Genomic DNA, 21,452 nt, shown 5'->3' with positions numbered 1-21,452 from the left:
ACCTCCTAAGCTATCTGACCTACATAAAGCCGTATCTTCCAATTGTTCTATCCTTTGTAAACTCAATAAAATTCATCTTCTCTTCATTAACATTCATAGAGAATTTATTCTCTAATATTATTATTTGAGATCCAACTATATTGGAAAATGTATTTAAAAATCTGACTTTTAATTCTTCGGGAACCTTCTCATCTTCCTCCGTCCCATTTGCTTCTTGATATGTTGTTAACGGTGAATCAATTAATACAAACCCAGCATGAGGTAAGTTGTATTTTTGACAATAGTCCATAAAACTAATTACAAAAACACTAAAAATAATAGATCTAAATCCTTTTCCGAAAACAGACCTTGCTTTACCATTAATAATAAAATCAAACTCCTTGAAATCAAAAGAAACGTTATTAGTCTTTAAATCAAGGCCTGGAAATTTCATATCTATTAAAAAGCCATTCATTAGGTTCGTCAGCTCTTCAATACTTCGATCTACTATATCCTTTTCGACTGTTGGTTCTTTAGGCGATTCAATTAGCATGTTAATTGTTCTGAATGATCCCTTTTGTGAATTTAATCTAATTAGCTGATTTGTTAAATACTCTATTTTAGCTTTAATTAATTTTGCATCTACCTGCTTATCGATTTTTTCTTGTAGTGAAGCTTGAGTTGGTTTAAGTTCATTTTCAACTTTTTGTTTTATCTCACTATATCTTATTTCTTCTATCAATATCTCTTCATTTATTTTACCAATATCCTCCTCTAAGTTTCCCATTGTCATACTTAGATCGCTTAGATTCAGCATTATTTTTTCTTTCTCGGAACTGTATGATGAGATTAACTTTTCATAATTAACCCCCATAACAACTTTTTCGTGGTGTGTTTCGTCGTGGTAGTCATCGAGTTGTTTCCCACAGGCTGGACAATTTTCTGGTTGAAGATTTGAAATAATACTGCCACCTTCTAATATAAAATCAAGACGTCGAAGGTCAGAATTGAAATGCTCCTTTAGTAAATTAAATCTTTTTATGAGTTCTTGATTTACTAATCTTTTGGTTTTTAGCTTCTCCGTATTCTCGAAAGTCTCCTTTATAACTTCACTGTGTTGTTTTATTTCGGAAGTTACAAATAACAAATCTTCTTTAAACGAAATTTCTAATGAATCCTCACCTGATTGTAATGAATCTAATTGATTTTGAGTTTCAATTATTAATTCATCCAAGTAATCTGTTTTGTCAATCTGTGGCTTCTCTTTTTTCTTCTTACCAGTTCTCAACTTAGATAAGTACGAAATAAAGGAAGTATACTTCCCAGAAATAAAATAAAAAAATGCATTTAATTCTACAGTCCTTGATACGTACTGTCCCGTTGTTAATAATGTTTTATCTTTAATTACTTCTTTCTCATCTATTAGAGAAAAGTGTAAAAAATCACGGAACGCTAATTTCCTATACTTCTCTTCTTCAATATGTGTCCTTAATTCAATCTCAGAGTTAGCTCCAAGATACTCCATCATATTGCTGGAAATTAACTTTGTACGCCCTTTTGTATTTACTCGCAAGTATTCGGTTTTATCGTTAATGCTTTCAAAAGAACAAGAATATATGTAAACCTTGTTTGTCGAAAATACCCGCCTTAAAGTAATAGTGTCTTTTTTAGCAAAAGAATAAATTTCTAAATAACCGTCCAAATAATCTCTATTTTCAGGTATAGTTTTCGGGGAATCATTAGAGCCAAGCATATACTTCAACCATTGGAATACATAAGTCTTCCCTGTATCCGTTGGCCCTGAGATGATGTTAAGACCTTCAGAGAATTCAACTTCTCTCTTATCCGCATCATTCGATAAAATAAGTCTTTTTATCAACAAGCCGAAGTTTTTATTCATAATTACCTCTCACTAATGATTCAAATTCAAACTCTCCACCCCACCGTTGAATGTTCTTATTTACGATGGAGTTTAATTCTGACGTATCAATAGAACTGTATTTTTCGGCGACCCAAGTAGATAACTTTTTTAAAATCTTAAAGTAATCGCTCTTTAATAATTCAACAAATACTTTAGTTAAGCTGTTTGATTGGTAATATACACCTGAATCCTGATATACGATTTCAATTAACCCTCTACTTACTAATAAATCTAACCCTTCAGAAATCAGTTTCCGTTTAATGATAATTTCAGAACCCCTTAAAGGTAATGATGGGTGCAAATTCATTTGTTCACTATCAACATCATTCGCATGGACGATAAAGTAATCAAAAATGACTAACCTATCTAAATCATACGTATTATTTGAATCCTGGCTTAATAATACAAGAATTCTTAATGCAACTTCTAAATTTGAATTAAATAATAGAAAGTCATCAGGAATTTTGATATCCCTACTCATTTTTTCTCACCCATTCGATTAAGCCGTCATTCGCAAGATGATGGCAAATTCCATGTCTATCGTCATCCTCCACTACTGAAATTAGAGGATTTCCCGATAACTGTAGACTTCTTGCTGTTTTTGTTACCTCTTTTACCCTTGCAAAGCCACTTGGAAAATCCGATTCAACAGTATCGATAACTCCCATATATACTGAACTTTTCAATTTAGCAAATGCATCCGCACCTTCTGGTAATGTATCTCGTTCAAAAGATGAAAGTGACTGAGCCTTGTGGTAATGGATTCTTTCACGTTGAAAATGATTTTTATAAATATTGTAACTTGTTAATTCGTCAGTATTATTAAAAGTTACTCCCTTATCTTCGCTGTACGCTTCTAATAATTTTGTTACATAAGTCAACTCGGACTCTTGAATTTCATCAGGAGTAATCGCTTGTTCCCGAAATTTATTAAATCCACCGCCAAATCTCGGTACATAATAAGGAGTCTTTCTGTGTTGTTCAATTACTTCAAGAGGATCAAGAAATCCTACTATCTTGAAATCAAAATTCTCCACATATTCTTTAAACTCCTCTGTTAGTTCCACAATTTCAGTATCGGTTATCTTATTTTTACAATGTTTTTCCCAATTTTGAATAAGGTTGTTTTTTAGTAGCTCAGGATTTAGAATATAGGATTTAAGCAACGGACCGACACCTTTCGAAGTCGCGAATATATATTTTTGTGGTACAGTGAATTCTCTCTGAAATGTGTAATAGCAAAGTTTTCCGAACTCAACCCAAACATCGCTCGGTGTTAAAGGATGATCATAATGCTTACACTGATAGCAATCCCACTTTTGCCCAGAGTCGTCATGAAGAGCTACGACATCTCTTCCTTTATCTCCTGCACCTGCGTTACGATATACTTTTTTATAACCGACTATTTCAAGTAAATATCCTGTTGCCCATTCTTGAATAAACCTTTCAAAATCTGCATCAGAAAATAAAGTTAATAACTCAATTGCAGGAATAGTTATAGCCATTCCATAGAGGATCTGTTGATTAGTTAAACTTTGAACGTTTGGTTTACTTATTTCACTTAGCTCTTCCATGTTATGTTCCCCTATATAGCCCCGATTCTTATTTATCCAACTTATTTCGACAGGTTTCCTAAATATTCCTCCTTCTGTGTCAATCCATTTCCCATCAGATAATCAATTTTGTATCGAGGCTTTAACCCCTTCTCCATATATTCCGAAAAGTATCCTTTACGGGAATTTTCCGCTTAAATCAAACAAGAGTCTATACACGATGGCATCGCTTGAGCAATGCTCTGAGTCGAGGTTACAATGAAGAGTGGAATTGAATTAATATTCTTCTATAATATCAATTCAACTGGAGGTGTACCGTGAAGAAAGCCGTTTATCGTTTTATTGTCAAAGCTCATCCTAATCAAAATCACAAGAAATATTATCCTTGGAACTTAGCAGATATATGTTTACTAATTGGGGAAGATGAGAAAGAAACTGCACTTTCAAAAGCAGTAGACAAACTTCAGCGTGAAAATTGGTTTCAAATATCAGAAATGCACAAGGATATTTTAATTGAAGAAAGAGTTATTGCATTGGGTGGGGAACTATTAGAACAATATTATAGAGCAAAGCAGGGCGAAATTATATTTCTTGTCCGCACTGAGAATTGGATCGGTTTTAAAGATAGCCCTCCAATTTTAGTTCCAAAATTAACCGAAGAATTTATGGACAAAGTCATTCTAAGAGCAGGGGGTAAAAGGCTCGATTATATAAGCAAAGAAATGAAAAAAAATGCCGATTATATCATTGGAGATTATATTTTCGAGTTAAAAATCCTTGAAGAAGAACGCTTATTTAACGAATCAGTCAAAACTAAATTAGCTGATTTATTGGGTAATCCAGAAACTAAGAATGTTTCGCTAAACCATCAAGATATTCCAGCAGACAAATATAATTTATACCTGAATATTTTCCGTAAGCCAATTCAAGATGCTATTAAATCTGCTTCAAAGCAAATAAAGTCAACCAAAGAAATCCTAAATAATGATAAGTTAAAAGGTGGCATTATATTTATAAATAACGGAACTACCAGCACGCCACCAGAAGTATTTATAGAGTGTGTAAACAGATCTATCAAAAATAATACGTCTCAAATTGACACAAATATTACAATTTGCAATTGGCTTGAAACCAACGGATTTGATTCTTATTTCATGTACCAGAAACATCCATCCGAACCGATCGGCATACAACAAATCATTGCTGAGGCATTCGATAATGAAATGGACGCTTTTATGAATCATTGGGGGAGATCTGGTTTCCCTCAAACAGAAGAAATGTTAGAACCACTATTCAATATCTCATATGAGAAATACGGAATTGTATTTACTCGATATGGCTCTTATTAACTTCAAGATCCCCTAATCCCCTTTGCATAGTCAAAAGCCTATGGAACGTAACTTCCATAGGCTTTTAGCAATTACACTAAGATTTTTTTGGGGGAGTTGAGAGAATTTCAAGCAAATATTCCTCTGGAATTTGAATAACTCCAGCCGTCAACTTAACCTTGTTTAAAGTTAGTGGTTCATTGTTCGATTTTAATTCTTTGATCGCCCACGTTTGGAACGCTTCAGCATTTTCTACAACCAGCTCAAGATATGTTCTGATACGTGGAAATTTCTTCAAATGCTTGGGCAATAGGCATTTCCTACCTATGATTTCTTGTACAATGGTTGGGGCAATCGTCAACCAGATTCCAGCCTTTGAGCAGTTAAAGATAGTTTTTTTTATTCAGGGACGGTAAATATAAAATTGGATGGGAAATAATAGTTAATTAAAAAGAAGCACTATTGATGTTTTGATACCTCTCTATTTTTTTAGAAGTGTCCATGCCCTTTTCTTCCTTTCATCGCTAAATACTTACCTAAAACAGAATTGGGTGGATTAGCTACGGTTCCTAATTTTGATTCCATAATTTCTTCTTCAAGATAGTTTCTAAATGGATTAATTTTAGTTTCAATTAAAATGATTTTTTCAATCATTTCCATTTCTGAGATCACGGAATTCTCATCGAAATTATCCCTTAATGGATATAATTTGATTTGTTTTCTTCTCTCAATCTTATAAGTTTCAATTACTCTCTTTATAGAAACATTTATCGCTGTTGAAAGTTCTCTTACCGTAACCCAAAAATGACTATCATTAATCAATTCTCTTGCTTTCATTGGATTTACTACTCTTCTTTTTAACGCATTTGTTTTTTCATACAAAGCTGATGATCTATCATATTTTTCATATATTATTCTCCCGACAATACGTTCACCTGCAATTAATGTGGCTTCCAAATCCAAATTATTTTCTTTCGCAACATCTTCAATGCTAATCCAACTTTTGATTTCAGAAACTGACTCTCGTACATTTGACTTAAATAATAAATCATTCTCATCCCAAATAGTTGAAGGAACTGGACATTTAATTCTTGCAATATCCAATGGAACATTATTATCCCTTGTAGCTAAAGTAAGTTGTTCATTGTAGAATTTAAACTTGCCTAAAACTTCTAACAGAATATTTTCATAGTCCGCGTTTAAATAAGTAGAGTTAGTAACGGTCATATGTGTATAAGCCATATCGTTCAATTCATATAATTTATGTATATAATAATTCATATTATTCACTTCATAACCATGCTTCTTGCAAAATTCCAAAAGAGTAACAACACCAGGGTGTTTAAATTCTCCCCAATTAGGATATGGTTTCCCTTCAGACTTTTCTTTTGCTATAAATTCTGATCTTAATTTTTCTACATATTGATCAATACCCTCTACTATTTCTTTTAAACTTTTCATATATCCCCCTAAAATCGTAAAGAATTTTCATTAACATCTTTCAGGGTATCGTATTTTCCTTCTAAAAAACAATTCCCCATCTGACCATCTCCTCAAAAAACTTCCGAAAAGACACGTTTTCTCCATAAATAACTCTGTCATTATTGGTTCGACACCTGGTAATAAAGTCCTGCTTTTCTCATAGGACTTAGGGGATAAAGCAAAGTTTAATATATAGCAAGAGAAAAGCCGAGTGAAAATCAGGGGAAAACCCTGAGGATCGGTCGGCTCAGTGGCAAACTTATTTTGATGAGTGGATTGTCATGAGTAGATGATGAGGCAGACTTCCTGCTCCACATTTGCAAGGTACATTTCCACGTTTTCCTACGCCGATATCAACCCGTTCAAAAACTTCAATGTACGGTTTTGCTTGAAGAACTTGCTCTATTCGGCTCTATTCGGTTTATTAAACTTAATGTAAATAGTTCAGTTGTAAAATCAATCATCATTCCACCATCACGAAACAACGCATTCATTCAATGGGAGGCTTGTTCCTTAATATATTGGCTATATTAATTTTTATTGTTGATTTTTTATTAAGCAAACGGATATGTTTGAGCAACAAAATAAGATGATTGTTCGTCATATCTATAGGACGCAAAGTTCACTTCGGAAAATACCAATCATAATTGCGGTTCCAGATTAGTAAAAATGTGGTAGGATGTAAAAGTTGGCTTTGCAAAGACAATTTAAATAAAAAATGGAAAGGGATTGGATGGTATGAGTAAAAGATTTAAATGGTTTATAGGAGGAGCATTATTAGTTGTTGCATTTACTGTATTTGTATTTTCATATGGTAATATTTCAACAAATGCTTCACAAGCACCCGATAAAGAGATTGAGAAAACATTAAAGAGTTTTTTCAAGTCGATTGATGACAAAAATGTTGAAAATATGATTGATAACACAATTGATATCAGATTTTCGGATGACGATATCCGCAAAACTGAGTACACCGAGCTTTTAAGCACTGACAAAGTAAAATTAAACGATATTGTATCTATTGATAAAATAGATGACAATAACTACTCTGTTACTGCAAATATTAACACTAAAGATAACGGCGACATTACCCAGGAATTTCCTGTGACTTTGGATGAGGGCAAATGGAAGATTATTATTGGGCAAGACATCCTTCCAAACAATTAAATTATACTAATTACGAATGAGGGGCTATTAAATAGAATGAAGAAAAAGATGATGACTCTAATGGCGGCTACAATTTTAACGTTAACAATGGGGCAAAATGTGTTTGCAGGTACAAGTGTAGACTTCTATGAGTTTACAATTAACAATTCAGGAAACTACGTTTACGGGGAGTTTTTCACTAATAATAATAGCACTCCAAGTATTAGTGGATGGCAAGATGGAGCTTGCAATAATAATACACTCGTTGAATACGCATTGGTGAAAAAAGGAATCCTTGGAGACACTAAGTATGCTGGACCTACAGCAATTCCTTATGATCGAATAACCAACTGGTATACCCAACAATGGTACTCCGTCAATACGAACACACAGATGCAGATCAGGATTCAAAACAAGGCGGACAGTTGTTCTACTTCTGGTGCAGGCAATGTTTACAACTAAATAATATAATTACGATTAGGTCAACCTGAGATTTTGGGTTGACCTTTTTTACTTAGCGTCAAATGACGGCTTTATCCGAGAGACCGATATCATTAAAGTCTGGATTACACAAGTAGCCGCTTATCTGTAATTAGAAATGAATTGTACCTCTGAGAGTAAGACCATCCTATCCTTAATTTCTAAATGAATAAATTCTCTAATATCATCTCTGTTATTCAAACTAACCTCCCTGCTTGAAGAATAAATGTTATTGTAAGAAAAGTTAGTGATTATATTATTTTCTTTAAATAATGCCCATATTTCCCCTTTTCTCACCGCTTGAAATTCTCCTTCAATACAAATTTATTGGCTGTAACCGATATCTAATCACATGATGATTATAGATAGATTACATCCGTAATCAATTCCCCCTTTAAAAACTCATCCCATAAATCCTATTACTTTGTAGAAACATAAAAATAACTGTCCCCAAATCCCCCTCCCTCCAACACGTCCCAATCCCTTACCCCACGCCGCCTCACCGCCAATTCCGAGATAATAATTAGTGTCCGCCCATGTGAGGTTTAACAAGCTGAAAACTGGAAGAAAACTGGTTCAATTGTGAACGAAAACGAATAATAATTAGTGTCCAGAAAGGCAGGGTGAAGGGCAGGAATAGATCGGAAAATTGGGATAGGGATCGGGGCAAAGATAGAGGAATGCTTGAGTAAAAAAACGAGAAATGCCTTGTTGGGACTGGGTTCTTGCTTGAGTAAAGCATCGGGGAAGGGCTTAAAAGAGCAGAGAAAAAGACTGGAGAAATGGTTGGGGAAATCGGCAACCAGGTTCCAGCCTTTGGTGGTTTGGGGGCAGTTAATTTTAGTCAGAGAAGTTAAATTTGAAAATTGACAGGAATTATTTATTTGTTAAAATCTCTCTGCCTCAAGCTCTCATAAAGAAGCACCGTAGCCGCCATTGCGACGTTTAACGATTCCGCTTGACCCTTCATCGGGATAATGACCGTTTCATCCATGAATTCACGGACAGCAGGCGAGAGCCCCTCCGATTCGCTTCCCATAAGCAGCCATGTCGCTTGCGTCCAATCATAGCTGTAGCAAGTATGCTTGGCCTGCAGACTCGTGCCGACCAGCTTCATGCCTTTTGCTTTTGCTTGCGGGAGCAGCTCCTTCAGATCGGCTTCGATAATAGGCAAATGGAACACCGAGCCCATAGTTGACCTTACGGTCTTCGGATTGTAAAGATCAACGCAGCCCTTGCCGAGTATCACAGCATCCGCTCCAACAGCGTCGGCACTGCGGATGATGGTGCCTGCATTACCGGGATCGCGCACAGCGTCAAGCACGACCACGAGACCGTTTTTGCGGAATATAGCCGAATGATCAACCGTGAGCTTTGACAATACGGCAAATACCGGAGGCGGGGTATCCGTCCCTGTGCATTTTGCCATCACGGGGCGCGATGCTTGTACCCACTCTAATCCGAGCGTTGCCGCCGAATCGTTTGTTTCCCGCTCAAGCTTAAGCTCGGCGGGAATGCCGCGATCGGAATCGTATACGATTGTTTTTACATCGGCGTTACCCCGAAGCGCTTCCAGCACGAGATGGACGCCCTCAATAAGAAACTGACCGTTCCGATCGCGATTTTTTTTGTCCAGCAGCGATGCCCACTGCTTTACCTTGTCGTTTTGAACAGATGAGAGCAATGGATCAAAATTTTCATTCATAGTTAGCTTTAACCTTCCGAATATGCGATTTCTAAATTGGTTAGATCTGAGTTTTTGCCAACGATAACTAGGATATCGTCCTTTTCGATCAAGTCATCCGCATAAGGGGCAATGTTCATTGCGGTACCCTTTTTAATGGCCATGACATTGCATTTATACTTCGCCCTGATATCGAGCTGCTTCAAGCTTTGTCCAATCATCGGTCCGGGAGCTTTGATTTCAATGATGCTGTAGTCATCGGAAATCTCGATGTAGTCGAGAATATTTGGCGATACGAGATGATGCGCAACCCGAAGTCCCATATCCCTTTCCGGGAAAACAACCTTGTCTGCTCCGATTTTGCTGACAACCTTGCCATGGAGCTCGTTCTGCGCTTTGACAATGAGTGTTTTCACGCCTAAATCTTTTAGAATAAGCGTCGTCAAAATACTGGATTGAATATCTTGTCCAATCGCAACAACGACAACGTCAAAATTTCGAATACCTAACGCCTTAAGCGCATCTTCATCCGTGGAATCTGCGGATACCGCATGCGTGACCGTATTCACGACTTCTTGGATGCGGTGCTCATTCGAATCGATCGCCAGCACCTCAAAGCCCATATCCGTCAACGCTTTCGCAATGCTTGAACCAAAGCGTCCCATTCCAATTACCGCGTATTGTTTCTTAGCCATCTTACAAAATCCTCCTAACCGGATGATTACTGCAGTTATCTAAATAGTATACCATAGCATGCACATTCGGATGAAAACGGCAGGCGATGGACATAGTAATTAAGTAAAATCGAATGCGCCAGGAGGTTATTTTGTATGGAAGTTATTGATTTGCGTCAGGCGATCGTTAGGCGTGTGCAGGATAATTCAGCGAAAGAGCTATCGGAAGTCATTGAAGACTCCATTGGTGCCGACGAACGCGCTTTGCCCGGTCTTGGCGTTCTGTTCGAGATGATTTGGCAGCAATCCTCGGAGCCGGAGCAAGGGCAAATGGTCGAACACCTCTACAAGCATCTTCATCATAACGAAAACGCAAATCCGTCTCAATAACGCACGGCCGAAGCATAAACAACTTGGCCGCCAACGATCGTATGCGTTACCCAAGGCAGGCCTTCATAACGATCTACGATGATGAGGTCAGCTGCTTTGCCCTGCTCGATGGAACCAAGCTCATCCCCTGCGCCTAAAGCTTTTGCAGGATGAAGGGATGCCATTCTTACGGCGGCTGGCAGAGCAGCAACCCCTTGTTCGGCAAGCTTGAACACCGCGGTAAGCATCGAGGACGGATGGTAATCGGAGCATAAAATGTCCGCGGCGCCTGCAGCAATCGCATCGGCTGCCTTTAAGTTTTTATCATGCGACGCGCCGCGCACGACATTCGGAGCGCCTACGCAAACATGCAATCCCCGATCGGCAGCATGCCTCGCGGTATCTAGGTTAATCGGGAATTCACATACGGAAACGCCGTAGCCGATCGACTCTTCTACTTTTTGCGCAGAATCATCGTCATGCGACGCAATAGCAACGCCTTGCTTAGCGGCAAGTCCGCTCAATTCTTGCAGCTGTTCAACATTCACTTGCTCTCTCCGCTGAATCAAATCCTCGACGATAACACGAACCTCATCCATGCTTACACCTTGGTTTTTCATTACATAACGTTCAAAAGAACCCGGCTCCCGGTATTGTCCTTGCCCTGGCGAATGGTCCATAAACGACAAATAATCAATTGCTTTCTCATTCAGAAAACGCTTCACGATAGGCATGCCTGCCAAATGTGATACCTCATAGCGCAAATGAATGCGGTTCCGAATAACGGATCGCTTGCTCCGATAGTCGTTGATATGCTCAACCATTCCCGTCAGCAAATGATCGCCGCGCAAGCTTAGTCCTACGCCTAGCGATAAGGAATGATACATCGTCGTGATCCCGTGAACGGGCAGCTTTCTCTCAAACTCCATCAAAGCCATATCCAGCGGAAATAACGTCCCCGGCCGCGGCTGCACTTCCTTCTCGATCGCATCGCAGTGGATATCGATAAGGCCAGGCATGATGTATTGCCCTTCCGCATCGATAACAGCTGCGCCAGAATGCTGTTTAAGCCAGCTGCCGATTGCCGATTTGCCAAGCAAAACAGCATCGATTCGCCCCTCTACTGCAGCTACGGCGCCCTCCGCGATTTGATTTGGCAATACAACCTTCCCATTCGTAATGAGCAATGGCTTCCTATGCGAACGCAAGCGATCATCCATTGGTTTGGTCGTCCCCTTACCCTATAGTTATAGTAATAAGCTTACCATAATCCCCCTATGAAAATCATCCTGCCGGACCGGTATCTGACCTATCTTGCTAAGCCGAACCTCAACCGCCAAAAACGAAAAAAAGCCGCAGGAAATAACGCTCCCACGGCTAATTTTGTTGAGGATTTCCTTAAAATTAATCCTCTTGCGGAATAAATTTATAAATATCGCCTGTTTCAAAAGAATCGATCAATCGATCCAGCCAGCGATAGTATTTTAATGCTTCATCAATCTTCTGGGTGTCGTTCTCAAGTACGTCCAGAAACGCCAGATCGTTTTCATATTGCTGCTTCAATGCATCAATTTCCTTCATCGAACGGTTCAAGGCGCTCATGTTTTGCTCGACAGCCTTTCTCCATTTAATAGAGAAGAAATCGGCAAAATTCTGATGCCAATTCGGCTCGACCTCGTACAAATCTTTTCTGGAGCCTTTGCCCCACACTTTATTTATCATTTTCAAGTCATGCAGCGTTCGCATGCCCGTACTCATCGACGTCTTGCTCATGCCCATTGTCTGGCTCATTTCATCTAATGTAACCGGCTCGCGATTGAAATACATATTTCCGTATAAATGACCGATTGATAATGTGATCCCGTACAAGTCCATGTTTTCCCCGATTGATTCGATGACGCGGCGGCGCGTATTTTGCAGCTTTGCTAGCTGCTCTTCAGTTAATGCTGCAAGTTCTTTCATATCGTTCCTCCTGAGGAGTGTCGTGCCCCCTATCATTCTTACATCATTTATTGTAATCAAATGGCTGTCCATATGTAAAGAAAGCGTTTGGGATGAAAAAGGGAGTTATCAAGAGTATACAGTATGTAAAGTACGTAAAGTTATAACTGTACAAAGTATACAGTGTCTCACGGCTTTTGACCATTACAAAGATAACCAACTAAACTTATGGGAGTCGAAATATTCCGCAAGGGGGCACAACATGGCGATTATAGAAGCCAAGAGGCTAACCAAAATTTTCGGAGCCGATCCGAAAAAGGCGATCCCGCTGCTGGATAAAGGATGGTCTAAAGAGAAAATTTTTGCAGAAACGAAGCTTACCGTCGGGGTTAACCAGGCAAGCTTCTCCATTGAGGCAGGACAAATATTTGTCATCATGGGCTTGTCCGGCAGCGGCAAGTCGACACTCGTGCGCTTGCTCAATCGATTGATCGAGCCTACCAACGGCCAAGTGCTGTTTAACGGTACGGATGTGCTGCGCATGTCTCCCGAGCAGCTCCGGCAGTTCAGGAGAAAAAATGTAGGGATGGTATTCCAGAAGTTCGCGCTGTTTCCGCATCGCACCGTTATTCAAAATATTGAGTACGGTCTAGAGGTACAGGGCATCGACAAAAAGAAACGAAAAGAGATGGCGATGGATTCGCTTGAACTGGTCGGATTAAAGGGCTGGGAAAACAGCTACCCCGATCAGCTAAGCGGCGGCATGCAGCAGCGTGTCGGTCTGGCGAGAGGGCTTGCCAACGATCCCGATGTTCTTCTGATGGACGAAGCGTTCAGCGCGCTTGATCCGCTTATCCGCAAGGATATGCAGGATGAGCTTCTTGAACTTCAGTCCAAAATGAAAAAGACTATCGTCTTCATCACGCATGACTTAAATGAGGCGCTTCGAATCGGCGATCAAATTGCCTTGATGAAGGACGGCAGTATCGTGCAAATCGGTTCGCCCGAGGAAATATTGATGCAGCCAGCCAACAAATATGTTGAACGTTTTGTTGAGGATGTTGATTTGTCCAAGGTGCTCACCGCCTCGCATGTCATGGTTAAACCCGAGACGATTACGATCGAGAAGGGTCCGCGCGTTGCGCTGCAATTTATGCGGGACCGCGGTGTTTCAAGTCTTTATGTCGTAGATAAAGGCATGCGGCTGCTCGGCGTAATAACTGCCGAGGACGCGGCTAACGCGATAAAAAACGGCTTGAAGCTGGAAGAGGCCATGGAGCGTGAAGCACCCTCCGCAACACCGGATACTTTGCTTAACGAATTGTTTGAATTAATGAGTCAATCTAAATTCCCTGTATCCATTATTGACAATAACAGCCGCCTAAAAGGCATTGTCATTAAAGGCGCGGTTTTAGCCGCACTTTCCGGAAATTCTGTATTAGAGGCAGGTGAGCGTATTGAATCTGCCTAAAATCCCTTTAGCTGACTGGATCGAATGGGTAGAGGCTTGGCTGGAAGCCCATCTGGATCCCTTCTTTCAATTTATTCGCATCGTCGTTGGCGAAACCGTAAACGGCTTGGATACCATGCTTAACTGGTTTCCCGCGCTCGTTCTTATATTAATATTTACAATTATCGCTTGGTTTATCGGTAAGTGGAAAATGGCTTTGTTTACGCTCATCGGACTGCTCATTATCGAAAATCTCGGCTTATGGAGCCAAACGATGCAGACACTCGCTCTCGTTTTGACTGCAGCCTTCATATCCGTGCTGATTGGCGTTCCAGCAGGTATTTTATGCGCCCGCCATACAAGCGTGCAAAAAATCATTACGCCGGTGCTTGATTTCATGCAGACGATGCCGGCCTTCGTGTATTTGCTGCCTGCCGTAACCTTCTTCTCGCTCGGGGTGGTGCCAGGCGTGATCTCTTCGATCATATTCGCGATTCCGCCAACGATCAGACTGACGAATCTCGGTATTCGCCAAGTCCCGGAAGAATTAGTTGAAGCGGCAGATGCTTTTGGTTCAACGCCGTCTCAGAAGCTGTTCAAGCTGCAGCTTCCGATCGCCATGCCAACTATTATGGCAGGCATCAATCAGACGATTATGCTGTCGCTTTCGATGGTCGTAATTGCCTCGATGATCGGTGCGCAAGGCGTAGGCGCCTATGTTTACCGCGCTGTTACGCAGGGCAATACCGGAGTCGGCTTTGAAGCCGGTCTCGCAATCGTAATCCTAGCCATTATATTGGACCGTCTGACCCAGCAGGTCATTCGCAAGAGCAAGACAACCTAAAACATTAAATGAACAAAACCTTTCTTTAAACCTATACTTTTCATGCAAAACTTGAAGGAGTGATTTTTTGAAGTTTAATCGAATAAGCGTAATTGTTGCAGCTGTTATGGTCATGGCACTGGTGGCGGGTTGTTCCGCTTCCAGCGGGAATAGCAAGAAAAAAGTGACACTGGCCTATGTGTCTTGGGATTCGGAGATCGCGAGCACCTATGTGGTCAAAGAAGTGCTTGAACAAAAGCTGAACTACGAGGTCGAGCTCATGCAGGTAGATGCTGGCCCGATGTGGGCCGGCATTTCCGATGGCAGCGCGGACGCGATGGTAGCTGCGTGGCTGCCAACGACGCATGCTTCCTACGTGTCGAAATATAACGGAAAATACGAAGATCTTGGACCAAACCTTGAGGGTACAAAAGTCGGTCTGGTTGTGCCTCAATATATGGACATTAACAGTATAGATGAACTAACCGATGCCGTAGGCAATACCGTAGATCACACGATAATCGGCATAGAGCCCGGAGCTGGCCTAATGATGTCGACAGAAAAAGTACTCGATGAATATAAGCTTCGTGATAAATGGACGCTGCTTGAAAGCTCCTCTGCTGCAATGACGCAGCAGCTCGAGAAGGCCTATGCCAATAAAGAACCGATTGTGGTTACCGGCTGGACGCCCCATTGGATGTTCGCCAAGATGGATCTGAAATATTTGGAGGATCCTAAAAACGTTTATGGCGGAGACGAGCAGATTCACACGATTGCCCGTAAAGGCCTAAAAGAGGATCAACCGGAGGCTTTCACTTTCCTGGATCAGTTTAATTGGACACCGGATGACATGGCCGCTGTGATGATTCAGATTCAAGAAGGCGAAACGCCTGAGGCTGCTGCCAAAGCATGGGTAGAGCAAAACGCCGACAAGGTTGACGCTTGGGTAAAAAAATAACTATAAAAGCAAAAAAGCAGAGCGGCATCCGCTCTGCTTTTTTTTTGCTGTTTAATCAAGTTTTCAAAAAACTTTCAGAAATTAATCTAAGCAATAGGGCTGTAAGCCCAGCGGCAGCGGCGCCGGACGCTCGCAGGTGCTTTTCATAACATAATGCACGCCTTGCTCGGATGCGTCATGGAAGCCATGCATTGCCTCAAGCACATGATAGGCAAGCTCGCCATTCGCGCGGTGCTTGCGGCCGGTCTGAATCGCCTTCGCCATATCGGCAGCGCCTACGCCGCGGGCGTTTTCCGTGTAGCCGTAAGCGAGCGGAATGTCCGACCATTCATTTGAGCCTGCGCGGGTAAGCTTGATTTGGCCGTTGAAATTGTTCGGATCCGGGACGAGCAATGTGCCCGTGCTTCCATAAACCTCGATGCGAGGGAGCATGGAGCCGCCTTTGACATCAAAGCTTGTAAGCAGCGTACCAATTGGACCGGACGCAAAATCCATAACGCCCGCAATGTGAGTCGGCACCTCTACCTTAACCTGCTGTCCGAATTTCGGCTTGCTCGTAATGGTTCTCTCCGGGTAGGAGATCCGTGCCGATCCGGTAACCCGGGTAATGGGCCCCAGCATTGCAACGAGCGCCGTTAAATAATAAGGTCCCATATCAAACATAGGGCCGCCGCCCTTTTGATAATAAAATTCAGGTGCCGGATGCCAGGATTCATGGCCGCCTCCCACCATGAACGCGGTCGCTCCGATTGGCGTACCGATCCAGCCGTCTTCAATCAGCTTGATGCTCGTCTGAATGCCGCCGCCTAGGAACGTATCCGGCGCGCTTCCCACGTAAAGGCCTTTTCTCTCAGCGAGCTGGAGCACTTCCTGTGCTTCCTCGCGTGTTACGGCAAATGGTTTCTCGACATATACATGCTTGCCAGCTTCAAGCGCACGCAGACAAACGGAAGCATGGGCTTGCGGAATGGTCAAATTGATAATCATTTGAATTTCAGGATCAGCAAGCAGCTCTTCTACGGAGCAGCCGCGAACGCCGAACTCCTCGCCCCGCGCTTTTGCCCGATCCACATCTAAATCGGCGCAAGCCACAACCTGAAGCGCATCGAAGCGATTCCCGTTTTCAAAATAAATGCCGCTAATATTGCCTGTTCCAATAATGCCTGCTTTAATTTTCTCCATTATCGTCCGTCCCTCGTCCCATATCCTAGTTTATGATAACCATGAAACCATTATTTAAAGCTGGTTGTCTGCCATGCCGCTGTATGCTCCTGCCGTCGTTCCCGCTTCCAGCGCTTTAGCCTTGCCTTCCGCACACCAGAGGAAGCCGCGGCGCATAAGTTCCTTCACCGTAGGGATATCTATGATGTTCGCCTGATGGCCGAGTGAGTTGTAATATACCCGGCCTACGCCCCAGCGCTTCGTCCATGCAACCGGCATATCGACAGCCTTGTTAAGCGAGTGCGGCCCGGGAGTCAGCGGGAACCGCGTCGTTGCAAGCACTTCCACCGCAGGGTCCACATGCAAATAATACTGCTCGGAGCTAACGGTAAAATCCTCGATGCCATCCGTAAGCGGGCTTGATGAATTATTAATATTAACCGTATATTCCACGCCGTCATTACCCGGATGAGCCACCCATTGGCCGCCGGTCATAAATTGCCAATCTACGTTTTCACGGAACGCATCGCACATGCCGCCATGGCAGCCTGCCAAGCCGACGCCGCTTTGGACAGCTGCCGAAACATTATCCACCAGCTTCTGTTCAATGCGGGCCATGGTCCAGACCGGTACGATCAAGTCGAGCCCCTTCAGCTTCTCTGCATCTGCGAAAGCTTCAAGCGTATCCGATACCTCAACTTCGAAATCTTCAGCTGCGAGCACCCCGCGAAAAATTTCAGCGACCTCTTTTGGCTGATGTCCATCCCAGCCGCCCCATACGATTAATGCTTTTTTCATTGGACTTTCCCTGCCTCCCTTTGCTATAAATCTTCATGCTTCTTTCTTACGACAACTCGCTTATGGCAACCCAGCGGCGCTCTGCAATCGAACGGTCTACTGCCTCAAGCACCTCTTGGCATTTCACGCCGTCCACAAAGTTCGGCACGGGCTGGCGATCCTCGGCAAAAGCTTGCATGAGCTCATGCACTTCATGCGTGAACGTATGCTCGTAGCCGATCGTGTGGCCTGCAGGCCACCATGCATCCATGTAAGCATGCGACGGATCGGTCGCCAACACGCGGCGGAAGCCCTGTACATCCTCGGCATCGTCCGTAAAATAAACCTGCAGCTCATTCATCCGCTCAAAATCAAATTTCACGCTTCCTTTGCTGCCGTTTATTTCGAAAGCGTTCGTACAGCGGTGGCCTGCCGCAAAGCGCGTAGCCTCGAAGCTGCCCAACGCGCCATTAGCGAAGCGCGTCATGAACACTGTTGCGTCATCGACGGTTACCTCGCCTTTTGGCCCGCCTTCGCTGCCTTTGGCGCTGAGACCCGTCATGGCGGAAGCAATCGGCCGCTCTTTAATAAACGTTTCGCTCATCCCGATCACCTCGTCAAACTCGCCTACAAGGAATCGCGCCATATCGATGAGATGCGCGCCCAAGTCTCCGTGTGAGCCTGAGCCCGCGATCTCTTTCTGCAGGCGCCAAACGAGCGGGAAGCTTGGATCAATAATCCAATCCTGCAGGAATACAGCGCGGAAATGATAGATTTCGCCGAGACGGCCATCGGAGACAAGCTTTTTGGCAAGCTGGACCGCAGGCGCGAACCGGTAGTTAAAGCCGACCATGTGCTTTATGCCGGCCTTTTCTGCCGCTTCAAGCATTTCGCGGGAATCCTCAAGCGTCAAAGCCAGCGGCTTCTCGCAAAAGATATGCTTGCCTGCTTCAGCCGCCGCAAGCGCAATAGCCTTGTGCGCATCGCTCGGCGCGTTGATATCGATCAAATCGATGTCATCGCGTTTAACGAGCTCCTTCCAATCGGTCTCCGAGCTCTGCCAGCCAAACTGCGCTCTGGCTTGCTCTAATCCCTCCGGATCACGTCCGCAGATCGCCGTCATTTCCGGTTTAATTGCATCCGGAAAAAACATCGGAAGCGCGCGGTAAGCATTGCTGTGCGCTTTACCCATAAACTTGTAGCCAACCATGCCAACTTTTACTTTATCCATTTAAAAACCGCCTCTCTTAAGCGTAAACGGCCTCCGCGTCAATAAGCGCCTATGTCCGTTCCGCGATATAAATAGGTTGATGCACCCGGATTTCCCTAAGCTATGCCCTTCTTTAGCTGCCCGAGGTTTCCCTTATTACTAAGCCTACCGGCAGTAAGTATTGCACAGGCTCCTCCGCTTCTTCCGTCTGCTTCTGATCGAGCAGTCTCGCGGCCGCCAGCTTGCCCATTTCGTAAAATGGAACAGCGACTGTACTCAGCTGCGGACTGATGATGCGCGAGCCGTCTGAATCATCGTAGCCGACCAACGAATAATGCTGCGAAGCCTCAAGTCCCCGCTCCCGCAGCCCTTGCATCAAACCGATTGCCATACGGTCATTCGCAGCGAATACCGCATCTACGTTGCCCGCGTTAATTTGCATCGCCAGCTGCTCAGCCAGCTCATAGCCGCTCTTGCGGCTGTAATTTCCTGCGTAAACCAACTGCTGATCATACGGAATGCCGGCTTCCTCCAGCGCGTTCCGATAGCCCTCAAGCCTGTCTGTACTATTTGAATATTGCATTGGACCATTGATGAACGCGACTCTGCGGCGGCCCTGGGCAAGCAAATGCCGTACGGCATCCTTGCTGCCGGATACGTGGTCCGCGTCAACCGTCGTATAAGCTCCCTCATCATACCGCTGATTGACAAGACAAAAGGGAAAGCCGCCTTCTTTGAGCTCCGCCAAAGCAACTCTCTCTTCCGGCACGTCCTGCGAGCCGAGTACGATGCACGCATCGATCTTCTGCGTTCGAAAAAGCTTGGCGTAATCCCGCGCACCGTCCGGCTCTCTGAAAATAAGCAGCAGATCGTAGCCGCAGCGCTTCGCCGTTTCACCGATTCCGCTTAATATTTCGGAGAAATAATAAGTGGAGAATAAGTGAACCTTAGGCACGAAGGGCAATATAACACCGATATTGCCGCTTCTTCGCCTTGCGAATTGCTGCGCAAGCGCATTCGGCACATAACCTAACTCAGCGGCAGCACGCAATACCCGCTCACGCGTTTCCTCTTTTAATGGACCGACGTTGTTTAACACTCTTGACACGGTTGCCTCAGACACACCTGCCAGCTTCGCGACTTCTTTCCTGCTAATGATCGATTGCCTCCTGAAAAATGCTTATGTGCTGCATAAAATGATAAGAAGAATGATAAAAAAACCTTTTAATGTACACGCGTACATTATGGCATGAAAACGTTTCATCGTCAATCATCTTTTCGAAGCAATTTGATCGTGTCGAATGATGGCAACGCAAAAAAACGATCCGGCCCGCGGAAGCCGCAAGCCAAATCGTTTTAATAGTCCCGCACGTTTCTATTTCTTGGCGATTTCATTTATCCATTCAAATACAGCCGACAAGGCATTCGCTTCCTGGCTCATATTCATTCTATCGATATACTCCGTTCGGTTATTATGCAGGCGCTCCACGCTTTCTACCAGCGTGCCTGCAGTCAGTTTTTCTTCATAGAGAATATCGGCGTAGCCCGATTTCTCGAAGGACTGGGCGTTCAAAATTTGATCGCCTCGGCTTTGTTCCTTTGTTAGCGGAATAAGCAGCATCGGCTTTTTCAAAGACAAAAATTCGAAGATCGAATTGGAGCCTGCACGCGAAATGACAAGATCGGTCATGGCCAGCACATCCGGCAGCTGCTCGTTTACGTATTCGAACTGCTTATAGCCAGGCATTGCAATCGAGGGATCCACTTGGTTTTTGCCGCATAGATGAACGACTTGGAATTGTTTCGTTAGGCTCGTCAAAGCCTGCCTCACCGTTTGGTTGATTTTACGCGCGCCAAGGCTGCCGCCCATGATCAGAATAACCGGCTTGTTTCTCGTAAATCCGCAAAACGTTCTGCCTCGGTCCGCATTGCCCTGCTTCACTTCCTCGCGGATGACAGCCCCGACATGCCGGGTTTTATCAGCCTTCAGCATACCTCCCGTCTCGGGAAAGGTCGTGCACACGCCGGTGGAAAACGGAATCGAAATCCGGTTAGCCAGCCCGGGCGTTAAATCCGATTCGTGGATGAGGAGCGGCACTTTGTTCAGCCATGCCCCAAGGACGACGGGTACGGATACGAAACCACCTTTGGAGAATATCACATTTGGTTTATTGCGCTTGATAAGACGGTATGCTTGAAAAAGCCCCTTCACAACCTTGAAAGGATCCTTAATGTTCTGAATATCAATGTATCTTCTCAGCTTCCCTGTCGAAATCGGAAAATATTTGACTTGCGGAATCGTTGCCACCAGCTGCCTTTCAATTCCGCTCTCCGACCCGATATATTGGACAGACCAGCCCTCTTCCAGAAATCGCGGGATCAAGGCCAAATTTACGGTAACGTGTCCGGCTGAGCCGCCTCCGGTGAACATGATTGTTTTCATGAATGACTAGCCACCTATCGTTTTTTATCCATTTATTATACGGGTAAACCTGTTTTTTAGCACTGAAAATCAT

Annotated in this window: 21 protein-coding genes; 7 read left to right on the top strand and 14 right to left on the bottom strand. The window is 43.4% G+C overall.

Going from position 1 to position 21,452, the window contains the following annotated elements; all coding sequences use genetic code 11:
* Positions 1-19: 19 nt before the first annotated feature.
* From ACN6MW_RS20315 to ACN6MW_RS20305, 3 genes are read right to left on the bottom strand one after another with little or no spacing between them, the layout of a single operon-like run.
* Positions 20-1,879, bottom strand: coding sequence for a hypothetical protein (locus tag ACN6MW_RS20315; protein WP_419871805.1), 1,860 nt, complete (start codon positions 1,877-1,879; stop codon positions 20-22).
* Positions 1,872-2,381: an ABC-three component system middle component 2 gene (locus ACN6MW_RS20310; protein WP_419871804.1), complete on the bottom strand. Its 510-nt coding sequence runs from the start codon at positions 2,379-2,381 to the stop codon at positions 1,872-1,874. The genes ACN6MW_RS20315 and ACN6MW_RS20310 overlap by 8 nt, the downstream gene beginning before the upstream one ends.
* On the bottom strand, positions 2,374-3,474 hold the full coding sequence (locus tag ACN6MW_RS20305; RefSeq protein ID WP_419871803.1) for an ABC-three component system protein: 1,101 nt from the start codon (positions 3,472-3,474) through the stop codon (positions 2,374-2,376). Before ACN6MW_RS20305 ends, ACN6MW_RS20310 begins: the two co-directional genes overlap by 8 nt.
* Before the next feature lie 296 nt (positions 3,475-3,770).
* On the opposite strand from ACN6MW_RS20305, the gene ACN6MW_RS20300 reads away from it, so the two are divergent.
* Positions 3,771-4,802 carry a hypothetical protein gene (locus ACN6MW_RS20300; RefSeq protein WP_419871802.1) on the top strand — a complete coding sequence of 344 codons (1,032 nt, stop codon included), beginning with the start codon at positions 3,771-3,773 and terminating at the stop codon, positions 4,800-4,802.
* Between the two features lie 76 nt (positions 4,803-4,878).
* Here the strand turns inward: ACN6MW_RS20300 and ACN6MW_RS20295 are convergent, their stop codons facing one another.
* Both ACN6MW_RS20295 and ACN6MW_RS20290 read right to left on the bottom strand, forming a co-directional pair.
* The gene (locus ACN6MW_RS20295) at positions 4,879-5,091 is read right to left on the bottom strand and encodes a hypothetical protein (protein WP_419871801.1); all 213 of its coding nucleotides are present in this window, start codon (positions 5,089-5,091) and stop codon (positions 4,879-4,881) included.
* A 179-nt stretch (positions 5,092-5,270) separates the two neighbouring features.
* Positions 5,271-6,242, bottom strand: a complete 972-nt coding sequence (locus tag ACN6MW_RS20290) for a hypothetical protein (protein ID WP_419871800.1) — start codon at positions 6,240-6,242, stop codon at positions 5,271-5,273.
* Between the two features lie 759 nt (positions 6,243-7,001).
* Between ACN6MW_RS20290 and ACN6MW_RS20285 the strand changes: the two genes are divergently transcribed.
* Both ACN6MW_RS20285 and ACN6MW_RS20280 read left to right on the top strand, forming a co-directional pair.
* A complete protein-coding gene (locus tag ACN6MW_RS20285; RefSeq protein WP_419871799.1) occupies positions 7,002-7,430 on the top strand; it encodes a hypothetical protein in 429 nt (142 codons plus the stop codon).
* A gap of 36 nt (positions 7,431-7,466) precedes the next feature.
* A complete protein-coding gene (locus ACN6MW_RS20280) occupies positions 7,467-7,871 on the top strand; it encodes a hypothetical protein (RefSeq protein WP_419871798.1) in 405 nt (134 codons plus the stop codon).
* 898 nt (positions 7,872-8,769) lie between these two features.
* On the opposite strand, the gene ACN6MW_RS20275 is transcribed toward ACN6MW_RS20280, so the two are convergent.
* On the bottom strand, positions 8,770-9,594 hold the full coding sequence (locus ACN6MW_RS20275; protein ID WP_419871797.1) for a TrmH family RNA methyltransferase: 825 nt from the start codon (positions 9,592-9,594) through the stop codon (positions 8,770-8,772).
* Positions 9,595-9,602: 8 nt separating this feature from the next.
* Entirely contained in the window at positions 9,603-10,268 is a 666-nt protein-coding gene (locus tag ACN6MW_RS20270; protein ID WP_419871796.1) for a potassium channel family protein, read from the bottom strand.
* 135 nt (positions 10,269-10,403) lie between these two features.
* Here ACN6MW_RS20270 and sspI point away from each other — a divergent pair, with 135 nt between their 5' ends.
* Positions 10,404-10,637, top strand: coding sequence for a small acid-soluble spore protein SspI (sspI, locus tag ACN6MW_RS20265; protein ID WP_419871795.1), 234 nt, complete (start codon positions 10,404-10,406; stop codon positions 10,635-10,637).
* Here sspI and ACN6MW_RS20260 read toward each other — a convergent pair.
* Positions 10,631-11,836 carry an alpha-D-ribose 1-methylphosphonate 5-triphosphate diphosphatase gene (locus ACN6MW_RS20260; RefSeq protein ID WP_419871794.1) on the bottom strand — a complete coding sequence of 402 codons (1,206 nt, stop codon included), beginning with the start codon at positions 11,834-11,836 and terminating at the stop codon, positions 10,631-10,633. The genes sspI and ACN6MW_RS20260 overlap by 7 nt on opposite strands.
* 184 nt (positions 11,837-12,020) lie before the next feature.
* On the bottom strand, positions 12,021-12,578 hold the full coding sequence (locus tag ACN6MW_RS20255; RefSeq protein ID WP_419871793.1) for a GbsR/MarR family transcriptional regulator: 558 nt from the start codon (positions 12,576-12,578) through the stop codon (positions 12,021-12,023).
* Between the two features lie 241 nt (positions 12,579-12,819).
* Between ACN6MW_RS20255 and ACN6MW_RS20250 the strand changes: the two genes are divergently transcribed.
* The 3 genes from ACN6MW_RS20250 to ACN6MW_RS20240 all read left to right on the top strand — a co-directional run bounded on the left by ACN6MW_RS20250 (position 12,820) and on the right by ACN6MW_RS20240 (position 15,788).
* Positions 12,820-14,028, top strand: a complete 1,209-nt coding sequence (locus ACN6MW_RS20250; protein WP_419871792.1) for a quaternary amine ABC transporter ATP-binding protein — start codon at positions 12,820-12,822, stop codon at positions 14,026-14,028.
* A complete protein-coding gene (locus ACN6MW_RS20245) occupies positions 14,015-14,851 on the top strand; it encodes an ABC transporter permease (RefSeq protein ID WP_419871791.1) in 837 nt (278 codons plus the stop codon). Before ACN6MW_RS20250 ends, ACN6MW_RS20245 begins: the two co-directional genes overlap by 14 nt.
* Positions 14,852-14,918: 67 nt before the next feature.
* Positions 14,919-15,788, top strand: a complete 870-nt coding sequence (locus ACN6MW_RS20240) for a glycine betaine ABC transporter substrate-binding protein (RefSeq protein WP_419871790.1) — start codon at positions 14,919-14,921, stop codon at positions 15,786-15,788.
* 81 nt (positions 15,789-15,869) lie between these two features.
* On the opposite strand, the gene ACN6MW_RS20235 is transcribed toward ACN6MW_RS20240, so the two are convergent.
* The 5 genes from ACN6MW_RS20235 to ACN6MW_RS20215 all read right to left on the bottom strand — a co-directional run bounded on the left by ACN6MW_RS20235 (position 15,870) and on the right by ACN6MW_RS20215 (position 21,379).
* Complete coding sequence (locus ACN6MW_RS20235) at positions 15,870-16,970, bottom strand: Gfo/Idh/MocA family protein (protein WP_419871789.1); 1,101 nt, start codon at positions 16,968-16,970, stop codon at positions 15,870-15,872.
* A 54-nt stretch (positions 16,971-17,024) separates the two neighbouring features.
* Entirely contained in the window at positions 17,025-17,747 is a 723-nt protein-coding gene (locus ACN6MW_RS20230) for a ThuA domain-containing protein (RefSeq protein ID WP_419871788.1), read from the bottom strand.
* 46 nt (positions 17,748-17,793) lie between these two features.
* Positions 17,794-18,957 carry a Gfo/Idh/MocA family protein gene (locus ACN6MW_RS20225; RefSeq protein ID WP_419871787.1) on the bottom strand — a complete coding sequence of 388 codons (1,164 nt, stop codon included), beginning with the start codon at positions 18,955-18,957 and terminating at the stop codon, positions 17,794-17,796.
* Between the two features lie 112 nt (positions 18,958-19,069).
* Positions 19,070-20,044 (bottom strand): LacI family DNA-binding transcriptional regulator, encoded by a 975-nt coding sequence (locus tag ACN6MW_RS20220; protein ID WP_419871786.1) that lies wholly within the window; start codon positions 20,042-20,044, stop codon positions 19,070-19,072.
* Between the two features lie 267 nt (positions 20,045-20,311).
* The gene (locus tag ACN6MW_RS20215; RefSeq protein WP_419871785.1) at positions 20,312-21,379 is read right to left on the bottom strand and encodes an undecaprenyldiphospho-muramoylpentapeptide beta-N-acetylglucosaminyltransferase; all 1,068 of its coding nucleotides are present in this window, start codon (positions 21,377-21,379) and stop codon (positions 20,312-20,314) included.
* Between the last annotated feature and the right edge of the window lie 73 nt (positions 21,380-21,452).

This window comes from Pristimantibacillus sp. PTI5 (genome assembly GCF_048572955.1).
In the GTDB taxonomy this organism is placed as follows: Bacteria; Bacillota; Bacilli; order Paenibacillales; family Paenibacillaceae; genus Pristimantibacillus.
Note: the sequence above shows the minus strand (reverse complement) of the source record. Positions and strands in the feature narration are given on the sequence as shown.